General features: G+C 65.3%; 17 protein-coding genes. 12 read left to right on the top strand and 5 right to left on the bottom strand.

Going from position 1 to position 17,897, the window contains the following annotated elements:
- Nucleotides 1-12 precede the first annotated feature (12 nt).
- From FQ775_RS12205 to FQ775_RS12185, 5 genes are read left to right on the top strand one after another with little or no spacing between them, the layout of a single operon-like run.
- A complete protein-coding gene (locus tag FQ775_RS12205) occupies nucleotides 13-1,569 on the top strand; it encodes a trimethylamine methyltransferase family protein (RefSeq protein ID WP_146297783.1) in 1,557 nt (518 codons plus the stop codon).
- Nucleotides 1,570-1,611: 42 nt separating this feature from the next.
- On the top strand, nucleotides 1,612-2,802 hold the full coding sequence (locus tag FQ775_RS12200) for a mandelate racemase/muconate lactonizing enzyme family protein (protein ID WP_246730101.1): 1,191 nt from the start codon (nucleotides 1,612-1,614) through the stop codon (nucleotides 2,800-2,802).
- 36 nt (nucleotides 2,803-2,838) lie between these two features.
- A complete protein-coding gene (locus FQ775_RS12195) occupies nucleotides 2,839-3,072 on the top strand; it encodes a hypothetical protein (RefSeq protein WP_146297782.1) in 234 nt (77 codons plus the stop codon).
- The gene (locus FQ775_RS12190) at nucleotides 3,069-3,365 is read left to right on the top strand and encodes a type II toxin-antitoxin system RelE/ParE family toxin (RefSeq protein ID WP_146297781.1); all 297 of its coding nucleotides are present in this window, start codon (nucleotides 3,069-3,071) and stop codon (nucleotides 3,363-3,365) included. The genes FQ775_RS12195 and FQ775_RS12190 overlap by 4 nt, the downstream gene beginning before the upstream one ends.
- A gap of 6 nt (nucleotides 3,366-3,371) precedes the next feature.
- Nucleotides 3,372-5,423 (top strand): NADH:flavin oxidoreductase, encoded by a 2,052-nt coding sequence (locus FQ775_RS12185; RefSeq protein WP_146297780.1) that lies wholly within the window; start codon nucleotides 3,372-3,374, stop codon nucleotides 5,421-5,423.
- Here the strand turns inward: FQ775_RS12185 and FQ775_RS12180 are convergent.
- Nucleotides 5,413-6,318 carry a LysR substrate-binding domain-containing protein gene (locus FQ775_RS12180; protein WP_146297779.1) on the bottom strand — a complete coding sequence of 302 codons (906 nt, stop codon included), beginning with the start codon at nucleotides 6,316-6,318 and terminating at the stop codon, nucleotides 5,413-5,415. The two genes, FQ775_RS12185 and FQ775_RS12180, sit on opposite strands and share 11 nt — an antisense overlap.
- Before the next feature lie 135 nt (nucleotides 6,319-6,453).
- Between FQ775_RS12180 and FQ775_RS12175 the strand changes: the two genes are divergently transcribed.
- Nucleotides 6,454-7,653 carry an acyl-CoA dehydrogenase gene (locus FQ775_RS12175; protein WP_206064746.1) on the top strand — a complete coding sequence of 400 codons (1,200 nt, stop codon included), beginning with the start codon at nucleotides 6,454-6,456 and terminating at the stop codon, nucleotides 7,651-7,653.
- Between the two features lie 49 nt (nucleotides 7,654-7,702).
- On the opposite strand, the gene FQ775_RS12170 is transcribed toward FQ775_RS12175, so the two are convergent.
- Nucleotides 7,703-8,875, bottom strand: coding sequence for a GGDEF domain-containing protein (locus FQ775_RS12170; protein ID WP_146297778.1), 1,173 nt, complete (start codon nucleotides 8,873-8,875; stop codon nucleotides 7,703-7,705).
- A 164-nt stretch (nucleotides 8,876-9,039) separates the two neighbouring features.
- Between FQ775_RS12170 and FQ775_RS12165 the strand changes: the two genes are divergently transcribed.
- Both FQ775_RS12165 and tdh read left to right on the top strand, forming a co-directional pair.
- Nucleotides 9,040-10,227: a glycine C-acetyltransferase gene (locus FQ775_RS12165; RefSeq protein ID WP_146297777.1), complete on the top strand. Its 1,188-nt coding sequence runs from the start codon at nucleotides 9,040-9,042 to the stop codon at nucleotides 10,225-10,227.
- A gap of 46 nt (nucleotides 10,228-10,273) precedes the next feature.
- The gene (gene tdh / locus FQ775_RS12160) at nucleotides 10,274-11,308 is read left to right on the top strand and encodes an L-threonine 3-dehydrogenase (protein WP_146297776.1); all 1,035 of its coding nucleotides are present in this window, start codon (nucleotides 10,274-10,276) and stop codon (nucleotides 11,306-11,308) included.
- A 44-nt stretch (nucleotides 11,309-11,352) separates the two neighbouring features.
- Here the strand turns inward: tdh and FQ775_RS12155 are convergent, their stop codons facing one another.
- Together FQ775_RS12155 and FQ775_RS12150 are read right to left on the bottom strand one after the other, a co-directional pair.
- Entirely contained in the window at nucleotides 11,353-12,690 is a 1,338-nt protein-coding gene (locus FQ775_RS12155) for an adenylate/guanylate cyclase domain-containing protein (RefSeq protein WP_146297775.1), read from the bottom strand.
- Nucleotides 12,687-13,151, bottom strand: a complete 465-nt coding sequence (locus FQ775_RS12150; RefSeq protein WP_246730100.1) for a MarR family winged helix-turn-helix transcriptional regulator — start codon at nucleotides 13,149-13,151, stop codon at nucleotides 12,687-12,689. The genes FQ775_RS12155 and FQ775_RS12150 overlap by 4 nt, the downstream gene beginning before the upstream one ends.
- A 111-nt stretch (nucleotides 13,152-13,262) precedes the next feature.
- Between FQ775_RS12150 and FQ775_RS12145 the strand changes: the two genes are divergently transcribed.
- Entirely contained in the window at nucleotides 13,263-14,276 is a 1,014-nt protein-coding gene (locus FQ775_RS12145; RefSeq protein ID WP_146297774.1) for a fumarylacetoacetate hydrolase family protein, read from the top strand.
- Nucleotides 14,277-14,360: 84 nt separating this feature from the next.
- A complete protein-coding gene (locus tag FQ775_RS12140) occupies nucleotides 14,361-14,648 on the top strand; it encodes a hypothetical protein (RefSeq protein ID WP_146297773.1) in 288 nt (95 codons plus the stop codon).
- An 81-nt stretch (nucleotides 14,649-14,729) separates the two neighbouring features.
- Here the strand turns inward: FQ775_RS12140 and hppD are convergent, their stop codons facing one another.
- Nucleotides 14,730-15,842: a 4-hydroxyphenylpyruvate dioxygenase gene (gene hppD, locus FQ775_RS12135; RefSeq protein WP_146297772.1), complete on the bottom strand. Its 1,113-nt coding sequence runs from the start codon at nucleotides 15,840-15,842 to the stop codon at nucleotides 14,730-14,732.
- A gap of 142 nt (nucleotides 15,843-15,984) precedes the next feature.
- Here hppD and FQ775_RS12130 point away from each other — a divergent pair, with 142 nt between their 5' ends.
- On the top strand, nucleotides 15,985-16,470 hold the full coding sequence (locus FQ775_RS12130) for an Lrp/AsnC family transcriptional regulator (RefSeq protein ID WP_146297771.1): 486 nt from the start codon (nucleotides 15,985-15,987) through the stop codon (nucleotides 16,468-16,470).
- A 156-nt stretch (nucleotides 16,471-16,626) separates the two neighbouring features.
- Nucleotides 16,627-17,676, top strand: a complete 1,050-nt coding sequence (locus tag FQ775_RS12125; RefSeq protein WP_146297770.1) for a TRAP transporter substrate-binding protein — start codon at nucleotides 16,627-16,629, stop codon at nucleotides 17,674-17,676.
- The last annotated feature ends 221 nt before the right edge of the window (nucleotides 17,677-17,897 follow it).

Raw genomic sequence — 17,897 nt, 5'->3', positions numbered from 1 at the left:
GGAGGTCAGGTGATGGCGGTGGCGCAGACAGCGACGGCAGGCCAGCGGCGCGAGCGCGGCGGACGCAGCGCCCGGCGCGAGCAGCGCAGCCACGGCGCCAGCGGGCCCGGACGCCCGTTCATCAAGCGGGCAATCCCGACCTACGACATCCTGTCGGAGGACAACCTCGTCCGCATCGAGACCGCCGCCGACCGCATCCTGGCCGAGATCGGCATCGAGTTCCGCGACGATCCCGCCGCGCTCGACCACTGGCGGCGCGCCGGCGCCAGGGTCGACGGCGTGCTCGTCAAGTTCGAGCCGGGTATGCTGCGCGAGATCCTCAAGACCGCGCCGGCCGAATTCGTCCAGCATGCACGCAGCCCGGAAAAATCGGTGCGGATCGGCGGCGACGCGGTGGTGTTCGCGCCCGCCTACGGCTCGCCCTTCGTCATGGACCTCGACAAGGGCCGCCGTTACGGCACCATCGAGGATTTCCGCAATTTCATCCGGCTGGCGCAGTCCTCGCCCTGGCTGCACCATTCCGGCGGCACGATCTGCGAGCCGGTCGACCTGCCGGTCAACAAGCGCCATCTGGAGATGGTCTACAGCCATATCCGCTATTCCGACCGCCCGTTCATGGGCTCGATCACGGCGGAAGAGCGGGCCGAGGATTCGATCGAGATGTGCCGCATCCTGTTCGGCTCCGACTTCGTCGACGAAAACTGCGTCATCCTCGGCAATCTCAACGTCAATTCGCCGCTGGTATGGGACGGCACCATGACGCGGGCGCTGCGGGCCTATGCGCGCGCCAACCAGGGCACCGTCATCGTGCCCTTCATCCTCGGCGGGGCGATGGGGCCGGTGACCAATGCCGGAGCGATCGCCCAGTCGCTGGCCGAGACCATGGCTGGCTGTGCGCTCGCCCAGCTCGAGCGGCCGGGCGCGCCGGTGATCTTCGGCAATTTCCTGTCGTCGATGTCGCTGCGTTCGGGCTCGCCGACCTTCGGCACGCCGGAGCCGGCGATCGGCTCGATGGTGATCGGGCAACTGGCGCGGCGGCTGAACCTGCCGCTCAGATGTTCGGGCAATTTCACCACCTCGAAGCTGCCCGACGCGCAGGCGATGACCGAATCGACATTGTCGATGATGGCGGCGATCCATTGCGGCGCGAACTTCATCCTGCATTCGGCCGGTTTTCTCGACGGGCTGTTGTCGATGTCCTACGAAAAGTTCGTCATGGACGCCGATCTGTGCGGCGCACTCGCCACCTATCTCGACGGGGTCGCGGTCGACGACAACCAGCTTGCCCTCGACGCTTTCCGGGAGGTCGGGCCGGGCAGCCATTTCTTCGGCTGCCAGCATACCATCGCCAACTACGAGACCGCGTTCTGGGACAGCGAGATCGCCGACAACGACCCGTTCGAGAAATGGGAGGCAGGCGGGGCCGAAGACGCGGCAACGCGCGCCAACCGGCTGTGGAAGAAAAAGCTGGCCGAGTTCGAGGCTCCGCACCTCGACCCTGCGACGGACGAGGCGCTGAAGGACTTCATCGCGCGAAAGGACGCGGCGATGGAAGACGCCTGGTACTGATGGTTGCCGGGGTGCAGCGACAATGACGTCGAACGCATGGTCATGCCGATGAAGATCACCGATATCCGCGTCACCCATGTCAACGTGCCCTTCGACGCGCCGTTCTGGTGGACGGCCGGACTTTACGGCGGCGCCTCGAAATCGATCGTGGAGGTCGAGACCGACGAGGGACTGGTCGGCCTCGGCGAGGCGCCTTGGTGGCATTTCGGCGAGGTCATCAAGGCGGAGATCGCGCCGGCGCTGATCGGCGCCGACCCGCTCGACCTTGCCGATTGCGAGGCGCGCTGCGTGCCGCCGTGGCAGATCACCGCCAATACCGGCGAGAACGCCGCCTCCGTCGCCTTCGGCGCCGTCGAACTGGCGCTGTGGGACATTCGCGGCAAGGCGTTCGGGCTGCCGCTCTACAAGCTCCTCGGCGGGGCGGTGCGCAAGGACATCCCGTTCTCCGAATATTTCGCCTTCCGGCCGCAGCAGGACGGCGCCGGCGGCGAGATGAGCCCGGAGGCGATCGTCGACTATTGCCTGAGGATGCGCGCCGAGCACGGCTCCTCGATCTTCGAGGGCAAGCTCATCCTCGGTGATCCGGAACTGGAAATCCGCACGGTGCGCATGCTGCGCGAAGCGCTGGGCGCGGGCGTCCAGCTCAAGCTCGATTCCAACATGCAATGGTCGCTGACCACGGCGCGCTGGGTGCTGCGCGAGATCGAGCCGTTCAACATCCGCAATTACGAGGACCCGGTCGCAAGCTTCGAGGAGATGGCGGCATTGCGCCAGCATTCGCGCATTCCCTTCTCCACCCACGTGCCGGATTTGCGCCGCGCCGTCGCGCTCGGCGCGCCCGATACCTTCGTGTGCAATTTCGCGGCGCTTGGCGGGCTGTCGCGGACGCTGAAATTCATCGCCGCCTGCGAGGCGATGGGCAAGGGTTTCTGGTGCTATTCCAACGATCTCGGCATCATGACGGCGGCCTATCTGCACGTCGTCGCCGCAACGCCGTGGATCACGGAAGCCTCGCAGTCGCTGTTTCGCTGGCAGGTGGGCGACGTGATCGAGGACGGGCCGTTCCGCCAGCAAAACGACACCGTCAGGGTGCCGGAAGGTCCGGGGCTGGGCGTGGCGCTCGATGACGGCGCGATGAAGCGCTGGGCGGCGCATTTCGCCGAAAACGGCCCGATGAACCATTTCACCGACCCGGCCAGCCCCGGCCGCTATCGCCGCCTGCCTTTGAATTGATGTGATCGGAATGGAGCATGATGGTATGGAATGGACATGACGAAACTGCTCGAACAGGTTTTTGAAGAAGCCAAGCGCTTGCCGCCCGAGAAGCAGGATGAGCTCGCCCGTGCAATCATAAATATCATGTCCGGTCGGTCGGACGACGATGTCTATGTTCTCTCGGAGGCTGAACGAGCGGCGATAGAGGTTGCCCGCCGGCAGGTTGCGCGCGGCGAATTCGCGAGCGAGGAGGAGATAGAGGCGCTCTTCAAGACTTATGCTTCATGAAAACGAGCCTTTCGCCTGCCGCCCTCGCGGATTTGGCCGAAATCCTCAAGCTGCTCGCGACCGAGTCGCCGTCCGCCGCGCGCGGGTTTCGCGAACGGTTTCGAAACGTTCGCACGCTCCTCGCGAACTATCCCGCTGTGGGCCGTCAGACGGATGATCCTTCGCTGCGCTGCGTGAATCCGGGCCGCTATCCCTATCTCGTGTTCTTCGAGGTAGTCGGTACACAGGTCGTCATCATGCGCATCATGCACGGTGCGCGCGATCCCCGCTCAATGCCAGCCACACCCAGCTAGCCAACCATGACATCCATCGCCAACGACCCGCTGCTCCAGCCCTACCGGCTCAAGCACCTGACGCTCAAGAACCGCGTCATGTCGACCGCGCATGAGCCGGCCTATTCTGACGACGGGCTGCCGAAGGAGCGCTACCGGCTCTATCACGCCGAAAAGGCAAAAGGCGGCATGGCGCTGACCATGACCGCCGGCTCGGCGCTGGTCTCGCGCGACAGCCCGGCGGCGTTCGGCAATCTGCAGGCCTACCGCGACGAGATCGTGCCATGGCTGGCCGAACTCACAGATGCCTGCCATGCGCATGACTGCAAGGTGATGATCCAGCTCACGCATCTCGGCCGCCGCACCGGCTGGAACACGGCCGACTGGCTGCCGGTGCTCTCTGCCTCGCCGGTGCGCGAGCCGGCGCACCGCTCGTTCCCGAAAGAGGCCGAGGACTGGGACATCGAGCGCATCGTCGCCGACTATGCGGCGGCGGCGCAAAGGATGCAGGCCGCCGGCCTCGACGGCATCGAGTTCGAGGCCTACGGGCACCTGATGGATTCGTTCTGGTCGCCGGCCACCAACCGGCGCGAGGACGAGTTCGCCGGCAGCCTCGACAACCGGCTGCGCTTTTCCTTCCGCGTCATCGACGCGGTGCGCGCCGCGGTCGGCCCGGATTTCGTCGTCGGCATCCGCATGGTCGCCGACGAGGACTGGGAGAGAGGGCTTGCGCGCGAGGACGGCGTCGAGATCGCGCGCCGCTTCGCGGCCTGCGGCAAGGTCGATTTCCTCAACATCATCCGTGGCCATATCGAGACCGACGCCGCACTCACGGAGGTGATCCCGATCACCGGCATGCGGTCCGCGCCGCATCTCGACTTCGCCGGCGAGGTCAAGGCGGTGACGAAGTTCCCGGTGTTTCACGCCGCGCGCATTGCCGATGTCGCCACCGCGCGCCACGCGATCGCCGCGGGCAAGCTCGACATGGTCGGCATGACCCGGCCGCACATGGCCGACCCTCATATCGTCAGGAAGGTGATGGCCGGCGAGGAGGATCGCATCCGCCCCTGCGTCGGCGCCACCTACTGTCTCGACCGCATCTACGAGGGCGGCGAGGCGTTGTGCATCCACAACGCCGCCACCGGCCGCGAGGCGACGATCCCGCATGTGATCGCGCGCAGCAACGGGCCCTTGCGCCGCGTCGTGGTGGTCGGCGCCGGGCCGGCCGGGCTGGAGGCGGCGCGCGTTGCGGCCGAGCGCGGCCACCAGGTGACGGTGCTGGAGGCGGCGTCGCAGGCCGGCGGCCAGGTGCGGCTGGCCGCACAGAACCCCCGACGCAAGGAACTGATCGGCATCGTCGACTGGCGGCTGGCCGAACTCGAGCGGCTCGGCGTCGAAATCCGCTACGATTGCTGGGCCGAGCCGGACGATCTCAGGGCGCTCGCCCCCGAAATGGTGGTGATCGCCACCGGGGGGCTGCCGCAGCCGCCGCCGCTCGCCGAAGGGGACGATCTTGTCACCACGAGCTGGGACATCCTTTCCGGTTCGGTGAAGCCCGGCGGCTCCATCCTGTTCTATGACGACAATGGCGGCCACCAGGCGATGAGCGCGGCCGAAGTCGCCGCCACCTCCGGCGCGTCGGTCGAATTCGTGTCTCCGGAGCGCTTCTTCGCGCCGGAAATGGGCGGCATGAACCATGTGCCCTATATGCGCTCATTCCATGAAAACGGCGTGCGGGTGACGATCAATACGCGCCTTCTTGGAGTGCGCCGCGAAGGCAACCGGCTCGCCGCCACGCTCGGCTCGGATTTTGCCTCCGGCTTCCGCGAGGAACGGCTGGTCGACCAGGTGGTGGCCGAACATGGCACGACGCCGCTCGACGAGCTCTATTTCGCGCTCAAGCCGCTTTCGTCCAATCAAGGCGCGGTCGACTACGAGGCGCTGGTTTCGGGTGGCGACATCTTCCCGTCGTCCAATGCCGACGGCGCGTTCGTGCTTTTTCGCATCGGCGACGCGGTCGCCTCACGCAACATCCACGCCGCCATCTATGACGGCATCCGCTACGCGATCAGGCTGTAGCGCCTTCGGCAGCGGCCTCTTCGACCACCCACGCCAGGAACTCCCGCAGGCCGGCCTGCTCCTCGGCGCCCGGCCGGTGGACGAGTCGGTAGGGGTGCTCGCCGGCGATCGTGTTGCGCGAGGCGTTGGCGAGCCGGCCGGCGGCGAGTTCGCGGCCGACCAGCAGCCTTGGCACCAGCGCCACGCCGAGCCCCGCGGCGGCGGCCTCGATCAGCATCGAGAACTGCTCGAAGCGATGGCCGCGCAAGGTGGTGCGCGGATCGATGCCGGCGGCCTGGAACCACTCCAGCCACAATGTCGGCCGCGTCGATTGCTGCAGCAGCGGCAGGCCGGCCAGTTCGGCATCGTCGAGAAATTCCCTGCCGGCAAGCAGTGCGGGTGCCGCGACCACGATCAGTTCCTCGCCGAACAGCGGCACGATGCCGGATGTGTCGGCTTCGGCCGGGCCGCGCTGGATCACCGCGTCGAAGGGTTCGGCGTGCAGATCAACCGGGTCGAGCCTGACGGTGATGTCGATGGTGACCTGCGGCGCGCGCTCCAGGAAACGGCCAAGCCGCGGCACCAGCCAGCGGTCGGCGAAGGTCGGCAGCACCGCCAGGCTGATGACGTCGGACTGGCCGCCGAAGGCCATCACCCGCACCGAGGCCTCGTGCAGGTGGTCGAGCACGGCCTCGGCGTCGCGCAGGAAACGCCGGCCGGCGTCGGAAAGCACCAGGCGCTGGCGTACGCGGTGGAACAGGTTGACGCCGAGCCGGTCTTCCAGCATGCCGAGCGAGCGGCTCACCGAACTCTGTGTCAGGCCTAGATCATCGGCGGCGCGAATTGTCGTGCCGTAACGCACGCAGGCGCGAAACGCCTGGAGTTCGGCTACGGTTGGGATGTAGGCGCGGCGCATGACGGCTGTTTGATCCCATTGATCGCAAAAACGCATAAACTTCGCGGGAATTGTTGTTAGCGCGAAGCGCCGTTGCGGTCTAGGATGGGGCCAATGGCGGTCGTCCGCCAAGATCGCGCATCGTTGGGAGGTCCCATGAACATTTCCGCACAAAAGCCGGCGAGCTTCGTCTGGAACGACCCGTTCCTGATCGAGGACCAGCTGTCAGAAGACGAACGCATGATGCGCGACGCGGCGGCGAGCTTTGCCGCCGACAGGCTGATGCCGCGCGTCCAGGACGCCTATATGGAGGAAAAGACCGATCCGGAGCTGTTCCGCGAGATGGGTGAGGCGGGCCTGCTCGGCGTCACCATTCCGGAGGAATATGGCGGGCTCGGCGCCAACTACGTCACCTACGGGCTGGTGGCGCGCGAGATCGAGCGTGTCGATTCGGGCTATCGCTCGATGATGAGCGTGCAGTCGTCGCTGGTCATGTATCCGATCCACGCCTACGGCTCCGCCGAACAGCGCAAGAAATACCTACCCAAGCTCGCCTCGGGCGAGTTCATCGGCTGTTTCGGCCTGACCGAGCCCGATGCCGGTTCCGATCCCGGCGGCATGAAGACCAGGGCCGAAAAGACCGATGGCGGCTACCGGATCTCCGGCTCCAAGATGTGGATCTCCAACGCGCCGATCGCCGACGTGTTCGTGGTGTGGGCGAAGTCGGCTGCGCATGACAACCAGATACGCGGCTTCGTGCTCGAGAAGGGCATGAAGGGGCTTTCCGCGCCCAAGATCGGCGGCAAGCTTTCGCTGCGCGCCTCGATCACCGGCGAGGTGGTGATGGACAATGTCGAGGTCGGCGAGGACGCGCTGCTGCCCAACGTGTCGGGGCTCAAGGGCCCGTTCGGCTGCCTCAACCGGGCCCGCTACGGCATCTCCTGGGGCGCCATGGGCGCGGCCGAGGATTGCTGGTTCCGTGCCCGTCAATACGGGCTCGACCGCAAGCAGTTCGGCAAGCCGCTCGCCGGCATGCAGCTCTATCAGAAGAAGCTCGCCGACATGCAGACCGAGATCACGCTCGGCCTGCAGGGCTCGCTGCGCGTCGGGCGGCTGATGGACGAGGGCAAGATGGCGCCGGAGATGATCTCGATCGTGAAGCGCAACAATTGCGGCAAGGCGCTCGACATCGCCCGCCAGGCCCGCGACATGCATGGCGGCAACGGCATCCAGATCGAGTTCCACGTCATGCGCCACGCGCAGAACCTGGAGACGGTCAACACCTATGAGGGCGCGCACGACGTGCACGCGCTGATCCTCGGCCGCGCGCAGACGGGATTGCAGGCGTTTTTCTGAGGCTTGCGAAAATGATTTGCGCCGGGGAATGCCCTGTCGGCCGCGCCATTCAGGCGACGTGCCGAGCCGCGGAGGATTTGCCGATGCAGACCACGTTGCGCCCGTCCGCCTTTGCCCGGTAGACGGCGGCGTCGGCTTCCTCCATCAGGGTGGCAAGCGTCTTTTGCTGATCGGCATCGCGCGTTGAAAGGCCGATGCTGACGGTGACCTTGCGCCTGACGCCGTTCGTTCCAGCGACCGGCAGCGCCTGAACGCCGGCGCGGATCGCCTCGGCCTGTTCATGCGCCTGCTGCGCATCCACGTCGGTCAGGATCACAGCGAATTCCTCGCCACCGAGCCGGGCGACGATATCCTCGTCCGGCCGCACACTGCCAAGCAGCGCCCTCGCCACCGTGACGAGGCAGGCATCGCCTTCGACGTGGCCGTAGCTGTCATTATAGGATTTGAAATGATCGATATCGACGATCATGACCGCGCAGCGGCCGCGAACGGCGCGGGCGAACGACATCAACCGCCGGCGGTTGGCAAGACCGGTGAGCGGGTCGGTATGGCTCTCGATCTCGAGTTCGCGATTGGCGGCTTCGAGTTCGGCGCTGCGCTCCTCGAGGCGCTCCGCCAGCCGCCGGTTCTCGATCGACAGCCGCAGCGCGTTGGTCAGCTGATCGCCAAGCACGCGGCCGATGACGACGGCGAAGGCACCGAGCAGGAAGAAACCGATGGCAATCGGCCATTTGAACTGCAGCGTGCTCAACGCGGCGCCGACCGCATAGGGCCAGAAGATCGGCAGATGGAACAGATTGTAGGCGCGCAGGTGCACCACCGAAGGGATCGAAACGGTGACGGCGGCAAGACCGATCGTAACGGTGACCAAAGCCTGGTGCTCATTGGCGAAGCTCAGCATCCAGCCGCCGCCGACACCCCAGCTGAGGCCGGACAAAAGATGCATGAGGCAGACGAAGCGCGCCCAGGAGCGGGCGTTCCAGCTTTGAGGAATCCTGCGTGCGTAAAGGACCGTCGAGACAAGGTTGGTGACGGCGACCGCCACGATGCAGCCCAGCCAGAACAGCAGAACCGTCGCGGTTGACGGCGACCAGTAGACGTAAAGCGCGATCAGCGCGCCGACGATGCTGAGAAACGACGCGGGCGAGGAGTTGAGCATCGCGTCCATCCGCATCGACAGAATGACATCCTTTTCATTCCTGTCGGCCGATGCGTCGCTCACGGCAATTTGCTCCTGCCCATCAATCGCGAGAGCCTAGCGCGGCACTCCTAACATTTGCTTTCGCGACGTGCCCGCCGCCCTTGGCGAGGAATACGGCGGCGGGTGTCGCCTGGGCGATTGTCTGCGCAGGCCGAATGGGCCACAAATCCGGCTGGAGGTAAGCGATGACGAAGGCATTCCTGACCCATCTGGAGGGCGAACTCGCCGAACTGCGGCGGTCCGGGCTCTACAAGTCGGAGCGTGTCATCACCTCCACGCAGTCGGCCCATATCGAGGCCGGCGGCGCCGACGTGCTCAATTTCTGCGCCAACAACTATCTCGGGTTGGCCGACAATCAGCGCGTGCGCGCGGCGGCCAAGGCGGCACTCGACCGCTATGGCTACGGCATGGCCTCCGTGCGTTTCATCTGCGGCACGCAGGAGGAGCACAAACAGCTGGAGGCCCGCATCTCGGCCTTTCTCGGCTTCGAGGACACGATCCTCTATTCCTCCTGCTTCGACGCCAATGCCGGCCTGTTCGAGACTCTGCTTTCGGAAGAGGATGCGATCATCTCCGACGCCCTCAACCACGCCTCGATCATCGACGGGGTGCGGCTGTCGAAGGCGAAACGCCTGCGCTACGCCAACAACGACATGGCCGATCTCGAGGAAAGGCTGAAGGAGGCCGAAGGCTGCCGCTTCAAGCTGATCGCCACCGACGGCGTCTTTTCCATGGACGGCATCATCGCCAACCTTGGCGGCATCTGCGATCTGGCCGAGAAATACGGTGCGATGGTGATGGTCGACGACAGCCATGCCGTCGGTTTCGTCGGCGAAAACGGCCGCGGCACGCCGGAGCATTGCGGTGTCGAGGGCCGGATCGACATCGTTACCGGCACGCTCGGCAAGGCGCTCGGCGGCGCGTCCGGCGGCTACACGGCGGGCAGGGCGGAGGTGGTCGACTGGCTACGCCAGCGTTCGCGGCCCTATCTGTTTTCCAACACGCTGATGCCGGCGATCGCCGGGGCCTCGCTCGAGGTGCTCGACCTGATCGAGGCGGGCGGCGAACTCAGGAAAAAGCTCTATGACAACGCGGCGCGCTTCCGGTCGTCGATGACCAAGCTCGGCTTTTCGCTCGCCGGCGCCGGCCACCCGATCATCCCGGTGATGATCGGCGACGCGGCGCTTGCCGGCAAGATGGCCGAGATGATGCTGGAACGCGGCATCTATGTGATCGGCTTTTCGTTCCCGGTGGTGCCGAAAGGGCAGGCGCGCATTCGCACGCAGATGTCGGCGGCGCATTCGGCCGAGGACATCGACCGCGCGGTAGCCGCGTTCGGCGAGGTGGGGAGGGAACTGGGGGTGATCGGGTGACGATCGAGATGGTGTTTGGCCGTCCCTATCTTTCGGAGACATCGAAGTGTCCAACATGATGCGCGCGCTGGTGAAGGCGAAGGCGGAGCCCGGCATCTGGATGGAGAACGTCCCGGTGCCCGAGGTCGGGCCCAACGACGTGCTGGTGCGGGTGAGGAAGTCCGCGATCTGCGGCACTGACGTCCACATCTACAATTGGGACGAATGGGCGCAAAAGACCGTGCCGGTGCCGATGGTGACCGGCCATGAATTCGTCGGCGAGGTCGCCGATACGGGTTCCGCGGTCACGGAATACCGCATCGGCCAGCGCGTCTCGGGCGAGGGCCATATCGTGTGCGGCCATTGCCGCAACTGCCGGGCGGGCCGCGGTCATCTCTGCCGCAACACGCTCGGCGTCGGCGTCAACCGGCCGGGCAGCTTCGCCGAATATGTGTGCCTGCCGCAGCACAATGTCGTCGCCATTCCCGACGACGTGCCCGACGAGATCGCGGCGATCTTCGATCCGCTCGGGAACGCCGTTCACACCGCGCTTTCCTTCGACCTCGTCGGCGAGGACGTGCTGGTCACCGGCGCCGGGCCGATCGGCATCATGGGCGCGCTGGTGGCGCAGGCGGTCGGCGCGCGCAAGGTGGTGATCACCGACATCAATCCCGTGCGGCTCGACCTTGCCCGCAAGATGGGCATCCATCACGTGGTCGACGCGGCCAACGAGAAGCTTTCCGACGTCATGCGCGAGGAACACATGAAGGAGGGTTTCGATGTCGGGCTGGAAATGTCGGGCTCGGCCGGCGCCTTCCGCGACATGATCGACGTCATGAACAATGGCGGCAAGATCGCCATTCTCGGCATCGCGCCGACCGGCTTCTCGATCGACTGGAACAAGGTCATCTTCAAGATGCTGACGCTGAAGGGCATCTACGGCCGCGAGATGTTCGAGACCTGGTACAAGATGATCGCGCTGGTGCAGGGACCGCTCGACGTTTCCGGCCTGATCACGCACAGGATCGGCATCGACGACTTCCAGGCCGGCTTCGACGCCATGCGCAGCGGCAGTTCCGGCAAGGTGGTGATGGACTGGTGAGCGGACGGCCGCGCAAAGACGTGGTGTCAATGGATCGACGACGCTCAGGTCGACTGCTCTCGCGAAGCGATTTCGCCATCGGTGGCCGGCCTTTCGCCGGCAAGCAGGAAAGTGGACATCGGTCCTACGCCGCGAACTTCGATTGCGCCCCTTGCCTCGAAAAAGAAGGTGTCGCCCGCCATAAGGCGGAATGCCTCGCTGACCTGGATGGAACCCGGCAGGCCGTGCGATTCCATGCGCGCGGCGACGTTCACGGCATCACCCCAAACATCGTAGGTGAAGCGGGTCTCGCCGATGATGCCGGCCGTGGCGCTGCCGGAATGGATGCCGATGCGAAGGGCGAGCGGCGTTTCGCCGAGCGGCCGCCGCACCTCCGGCGCGTCCCGCATCGCCAGCGCCAGCCGCCCGATCGCCAGCGCACCGCCGCGGTCGTCACCATTGAGCCCGCCGACGGCCATGTAGCTGTCGCCGATGGTCTTGATCTTTTCCGCGCCTGCCTGTTCGCATAGGCGGTCGAAGGCACGCACTAATCCGTCGAGATGGTCGACGATGTCTTCAGGCGGCAGGTTGCGTGCGGCCGCGGTGAAGCCGGCGAGGTCGGCGAAAAGCACACTCAGCCCGTCGATGCGGTCGGCGACGCGGCGGCCCGGATCGTGGCTCAGCCGCTCCACCACGCTGGCCGGCAGCACGGCGGCAACAAGCATCGAAGCTCGCGCATGCTGGTCTTGCAGGGCGATTTCGGTGCGGCGCAGGCTCGAAAGCACGAAATAGATGACCAGCGCGTTGACCACCGCGACATTGACCATGGCGTGAGAAGAGACCAACCGCCGCAGACCATCGTCGCCGGCCGCCAGCATGCCGTCATCGCTGACCAGCGGCAGCGCCGCAAGGAGGCTGGCCAGCGCCACCATGAACCACGGCGCATAGGCGCGCGGATTACCGATGCCGAAGGTGAACAAGATGATGCCGGCAAGGGCGAAGTAGACGTAGATCTGGCTGTCGCGGCCGAGCATGACGAGCGTGAAGAGGATCGCCGCGGTGCTGATTCCGGCAAGGACATGCGCGGCGACGAAATCGCCGGCGCGGTGGAGAAACGGGACCGCCAGAAGGCCCGCCAGAAAGACGACGTCGGCAAGAACGAGAGGAAACAGGCCGAAGAGGTCGTATGCGCAGAACGCGGCGACATGTGCGGCCACGTTGGCGGCCGAAGCCCAGGCAAAAATGTTGGTGAAGCGCTGCCGCCGGACGACCATCGGGTCGTCGGCGCTGATGCCGAAGGAGGCGGCCGCCTCGAGCCATCGCGGCAATGGCGCGGCGTGGACCGCCGGCAATGCCAGTAGGTCGCTCAGCCGTGCCGGCTTCGGGTGGCGGCCGTCAGTCATCGCGCGAACCCGCGCTCCAGCGCGTCGAGCCCGGTCAGCAGAGCCTTGCGTTCACTTTCACGCAAGGCGGCCAGCATGGCCGCCTCGAACGCGCGGGCGAACGGCACGAGTTCGCGATAGACGCGCTGGCCGGCACGGGTGAGCGTCAGGTTTTCCACGCGCCGGTCGGCGTCGTCGGTCGCCCGGGCCAGCCACAGGCGCTTTTCGAGCGCGGCGACGGCGCGCGATACCTTGGTCTTGTGCATGGAGGAATGCGCGCCGATCTCGGTCGCGGTCATGGCGCCATACTGGCCGAGGGTCGCAAGCAGCCGCCATTCGGGACGGGTCAGGCCGTGACGATCCTTGTAGATGCGGGCAAAGTCGCGGCTGACCGCGTCGGCGAGCCGGTTGAGCCGATAGGGCAGGAAGTTTTCCAGTTCCAGCGCCGCGGCTTCCATGGTCTCATGGCGGGGAGAGGTCATGGGCAAGACCGTTGATAGTTGCACTTTCGATCGTTACGGGTGCAACAAATTTTTCCGGCGGTCAAATGCGGCCGCGGCAGACCGACAGCGCCCGGCAGAGGAGTGGCAATCTTGAAACTGGCGACACTGAAGAACGGTACGCGCGACGGCAGGCTGGTGGTCGTGTCGCGCGACCTGACGCGTTGCACCGACGCCTCCTTCCTGGTGCCGACGATGCAGGCGGCACTCGACGACTGGAAACGGATGGCGCCGCATCTGGAGGCACTGGGCGAGGGGCTGGAGCACGGCTCCGTGCCTTCCGAACGCTTCCACGAGCATGACGCCCATTCGCCGCTGCCGCGCGCCTATCAGTGGGCCGACGGCTCGGCCTATGTCAATCACGTCGAACTGGTACGCAAGGCGCGCAATGCCGAGATGCCGCAAAGCTTCTGGACCGATCCGCTGATGTATCAGGGCGGCTCGGACGCGTTCCTGGCGCCGCGTGATCCGATCCTGATGGCCGACGAGGCTTATGGCATCGACATGGAGGGCGAGGTCGCCGTCATCGTCGACGACGTGCCGATGGGCGCGAGCGCGGACGAGGCGCGGGACGCGATCCGGCTGGTCATGCTCGTCAACGACGTTTCGCTGCGCGGTCTGATCCCGGCCGAACTCGGCAAGGGTTTCGGCTTCTTCCAGTCAAAGCCGTCCTCGGCCTTCTCGCCGGTCGCGGTGACGCCGGACGAACTCGGCGAGGCATGGGATGGCGGCAAGGTCTCGCTGCCCCTGTGTGTCGACCTCAACGGCAAGCCGTTCGGCCGCGCCGAGGCGGGTCTCGACATGACCTTCGATTTCCCGACGCTGATCGCGCATGCGGCCAAGACAAGGCCGCTCTCGGCCGGCGCCATCATCGGCTCGGGCACGGTCTCCAACAAGCTCGACGGCGGGCCGGGCAAGCCGGTCGCCGAAGGCGGCGTCGGCTATTCCTGCATCGCCGAAATCCGCATGATCGAGACCATCGAAGGCGGCAAGGCCTTGACGCCGTTCATGGGTTTCGGCGACACGGTGCGCATCGAGATGAAGGACCGGAGCGGCCATTCGATCTTCGGCGCCATCGAGCAGGTGGTGGAGAAATACGAGCGCTGACGACGGGGGCCGTGGCGTCGCGATTGCATGGCGCCGCGGCCGCGCTATCCTGCGCCGGGGCTCAAACCGGGAAACGGCGATTGCATGAACGACGGGTTTTTCGTGGCGACCGGCCTCTGGGCCGTGGTCATGCTGGCGCTCTTCATCCAGGCGATCCGGCTTTCCTACCGGATCGAGGAACGCTCAGAGGGCCTGAAGAACCGCACCGGGCTGCCGCGCTATGCGGCGATGCCGCTTACCGTCGCCAACTACAAGGTGGCGCGCGACGCCGAGACCCAGGCGATGCGCCGGCGCATGCTGATCCTCCTGGCGCTGGTCGCGGCAGGCTTCGTGCTGATGGCGGCATGGCTGGCGATGACCGGCAGCCCCTAGGCCGGTAGGCGGCCTACGAATCGCCAAACGAAAAAGCGGCGGAGGCCCGCCGCTTTTTCCGCCGTTTCGCGTTGAGGGCTGCTACTCGGCGGCCTCGGTTTTGATCACGCCGCGGCGGATCTGGTCTTCCTCGATCGATTCGAACAGGGCGCGGAAATTGCCCTCGCCGAAGCCTTCGTCGCCCTTCCTCTGGATGAATTCGAAGAAGATTGGGCCGATCACGGTCTTGGAGAATATCTGCAGCAGGATCTTGGTCATGCCGCCGTTCAGCACGCCTTCGCCGTCGATCAGAATGCCGTGCTCCTTCATGCGCTCGATCGGTTCGTCGTGGCCGTTCACGCGGTCATACGACATCTCGTAGTAGGTCTCGGGCGGGCCGGGCATGAATTTCAGACCATTGGCCGCCAGCCTGTCGGTGGCGTCGTAGATGCCGTCGGTGCCGACGGCGATGTGCTGGATGCCTTCGCCGCGATACTTCTTCAGATATTCCTCGATCTGGCTGGTGTCGTCCTTGGATTCGTTGAGCGGAATCCGGATCTTCCCGCAGGGCGAGGTGATGGCGCGGCTCATCAGGCCGGTGATGCGGCCGTCGATGTCGAAGAAGTGGATCTGCTGGAAGCCGAAAAGCTCGCGGTAGAACGCCCACCACTTGTCCATGTTGCCGCGATAGACGTTGTGAGTGAGGTGGTCGAGGTAATAGAAGCCGACGCCTTCCGGCTTCGGGTCGGTTTCGCCGATCCAGTCGAATTCGTCCGCATAGGCCGAGCCCTTGTCGCCGTACTTGTCGACGAAATAGAGCAGCGAGCCGCCGATGCCGACGATGGCCGGCACGTCGAGCGTCTTGCCGCCGCCCTCATAAGGCGTGGCCCCCATCTTCACGGCATGCTCGAAGGCATGTCTGGCGTCGACCACGCGCCAGGCCATGGACGGGGCGCAGGGGCCGTGCTTGCCGACGAATTCCATGGCGTGCGAGCCGGGCTCGGCATTGACGACATAGTTGATGTCGCCCTGGCGCCACACGGTGATTGCCTTCGACTTGTGCCTGGCGACGGCGACATAGCCCATGCGCGTGAACAGTTCGCCGAGTTTTTCGGGCTCGGGATGGGCGAATTCGACAAACTCGAAGCCGTCGGTTCCGGCGGGATTTTCCGGCGAGATCTTCGGCGGCGGGGCATCGTGCGGGAAGGGGCCCATGTCATCCTCCTGTGGCGCTGCTGGCACATATGTTCGATTGGCCGGATTCTAGCGCGAAACGCCCGCACGAGGCTTGCAATCTGTGGTGTCCAATGGTCATGTTGCGCACAGATCGTGCACATATCCACGGAAATTCGTCTCCATGACGCAGCTTGATCAATTCGACCGCAAGATACTGGCTCATCTTCAGGATGACGCGCGCCTGACCAACAACGACCTTGCCGAACGGGTCAACCTGTCGCCGTCGCAATGTTCGCGGCGGCGCCAGCGGCTCGAGGAGGACGGTTATATCCGTGGCTACCGCGCCGTGCTCGACCGTGAGAAGCTGGGATACACGCTGGTCAACATCATCTCGGTGACGCTGGCCACCCACAATCGCGACAATGCCCGGCACTTCGCCGAGCTCCTGTCGCGGCTGCCGGAGGTGCAGGAGGCGCATGCGCTGACCGGCGAGATGGACTACATCCTGAAGGTGGTGACACCCGACCTGCGGTCGCTGTCGGAATTCGTCAACGGCGTGCTGTTGCCGCACGAATCGGTGCAGCACGTGAAGACGGCGATCGTGCTGGAGTCGCTCAAGGAAGCCGGTGGCCTGCCAGTCCGGCAGACGGCATCAGGCCGCGCATGACGCGCGCACCGGCGCTGCAGCAGAATAATGTTACGATAAAATCGGGAATCCCTGCTTTATTGTTACGCGTTTTCCGCTAAGGATAGGCTCGACCGGAGACCGGTCGTGATCGATAATCACCTGGAACCGGGTTGAAGATCCAACGGGAGGAACCGAATGAACATGAAATCCCTGAAAACGCTGGCGCTTGCCGGCGCGGTCGCGGCGACGACATTCCTGTCCGGAAGCGTTGCAGGCCTCGCCCAGGAAGTCACGCTGAAGATGCACCAGTTCCTGCCGGCGCAGGCCAATGTGCCGAAGCTGGTTCTCGACGTGTGGGCCAAGGACGTCGAAGAGGCGTCGGGCGGGCGCATCAAGGTCGAGCATTATCCCTCGATGCAGCTCGGCGGCACGCCGCCGCAGCTCATGGACCAGGCGATCGACGGCACCGTCGACATCATCTGGACCGTGGTCGGCTATACGCCGGGCCGCTTCCCGCGCGTGGAGGTGTTCGAGCTTCCGTTCATGATGACCAATGCGGACGCGACCTCGCGCGCCTATTGGGATCTGTTCGAGAAGGAGATGAAGGACACCGACTTCAAGGATGTCCACATCATCGGCACCTGGGTGCACGGCCCGGGCATGATTCATTCCAAGACGCCTGTCAACGGCCTTGGCGACATGAACGGCCTCAAGCTGCGCGCCCCGACCCGCATCATCACCGGCCTTCTCGGCGAACTCGGCGCCACCGCCGTGGGCATGCCGGTTCCGGCGGTCACGGAAGCACTTTCCAAGGGCGTCATCGACGGCTGCGTCATTCCGTGGGAGGTCACCGCGGCGCTGAAGGTGCCGGAGCTGGTCGAGAACCACACCGAATTCGGCGGCGACCACGCGCTCTACACCACCGCCTTCGTGCTGGCGATGAACAAGGAGCGCTACGAGAGCCTGCCCGACGACCTGAAGAAGGTCATCGACGACCATTCGGGCCAGGAATTCTCGGCTTTCGCCGGCCGCACCCAGGCTTCGGCTGACGGCCCGAGCAAGCAGATCGCGGTCGACCGCGGCAACAACATCATCACCCTTGGCGATGAAGAAGTGGCCCGCTGGAAGGAGGCCGCGCAGCCGGTCTACGAGAACTGGATCAAGGAAATGGAAGGCAAGGGCATCGACGGCCAGGCGCTGATCGACGAAGCCCGCATGCTGATCGACAAATACAGCAAGATGTAAGGCCGCAAGGCCTTCCGGAACGGGGCGGACGGCATACGTCCGCCCCGTTTTTTGCAAGAGCGCCGGGAGCGGACCGGACAGGGCGGACGGCCGCCGCCGTCCGCTTTCCCATTTCGATCGTTGCGCATCAAACGGTATAGTGGCATCTAGGCTTGCCGGCCCGACGCAATTGTTATAGGGCATAGCAAAAATTCCGGCCGTTCAGGCCGAGGGGCGCGGTC

Origin of the sequence: Nitratireductor mangrovi, assembly GCF_007922615.2 — a bacterium.
Classification (GTDB): domain Bacteria; phylum Pseudomonadota; class Alphaproteobacteria; order Rhizobiales; family Rhizobiaceae; genus Mangrovimarina; species Mangrovimarina mangrovi.
Note: the sequence above shows the minus strand (reverse complement) of the source record. Positions and strands in the feature narration are given on the sequence as shown.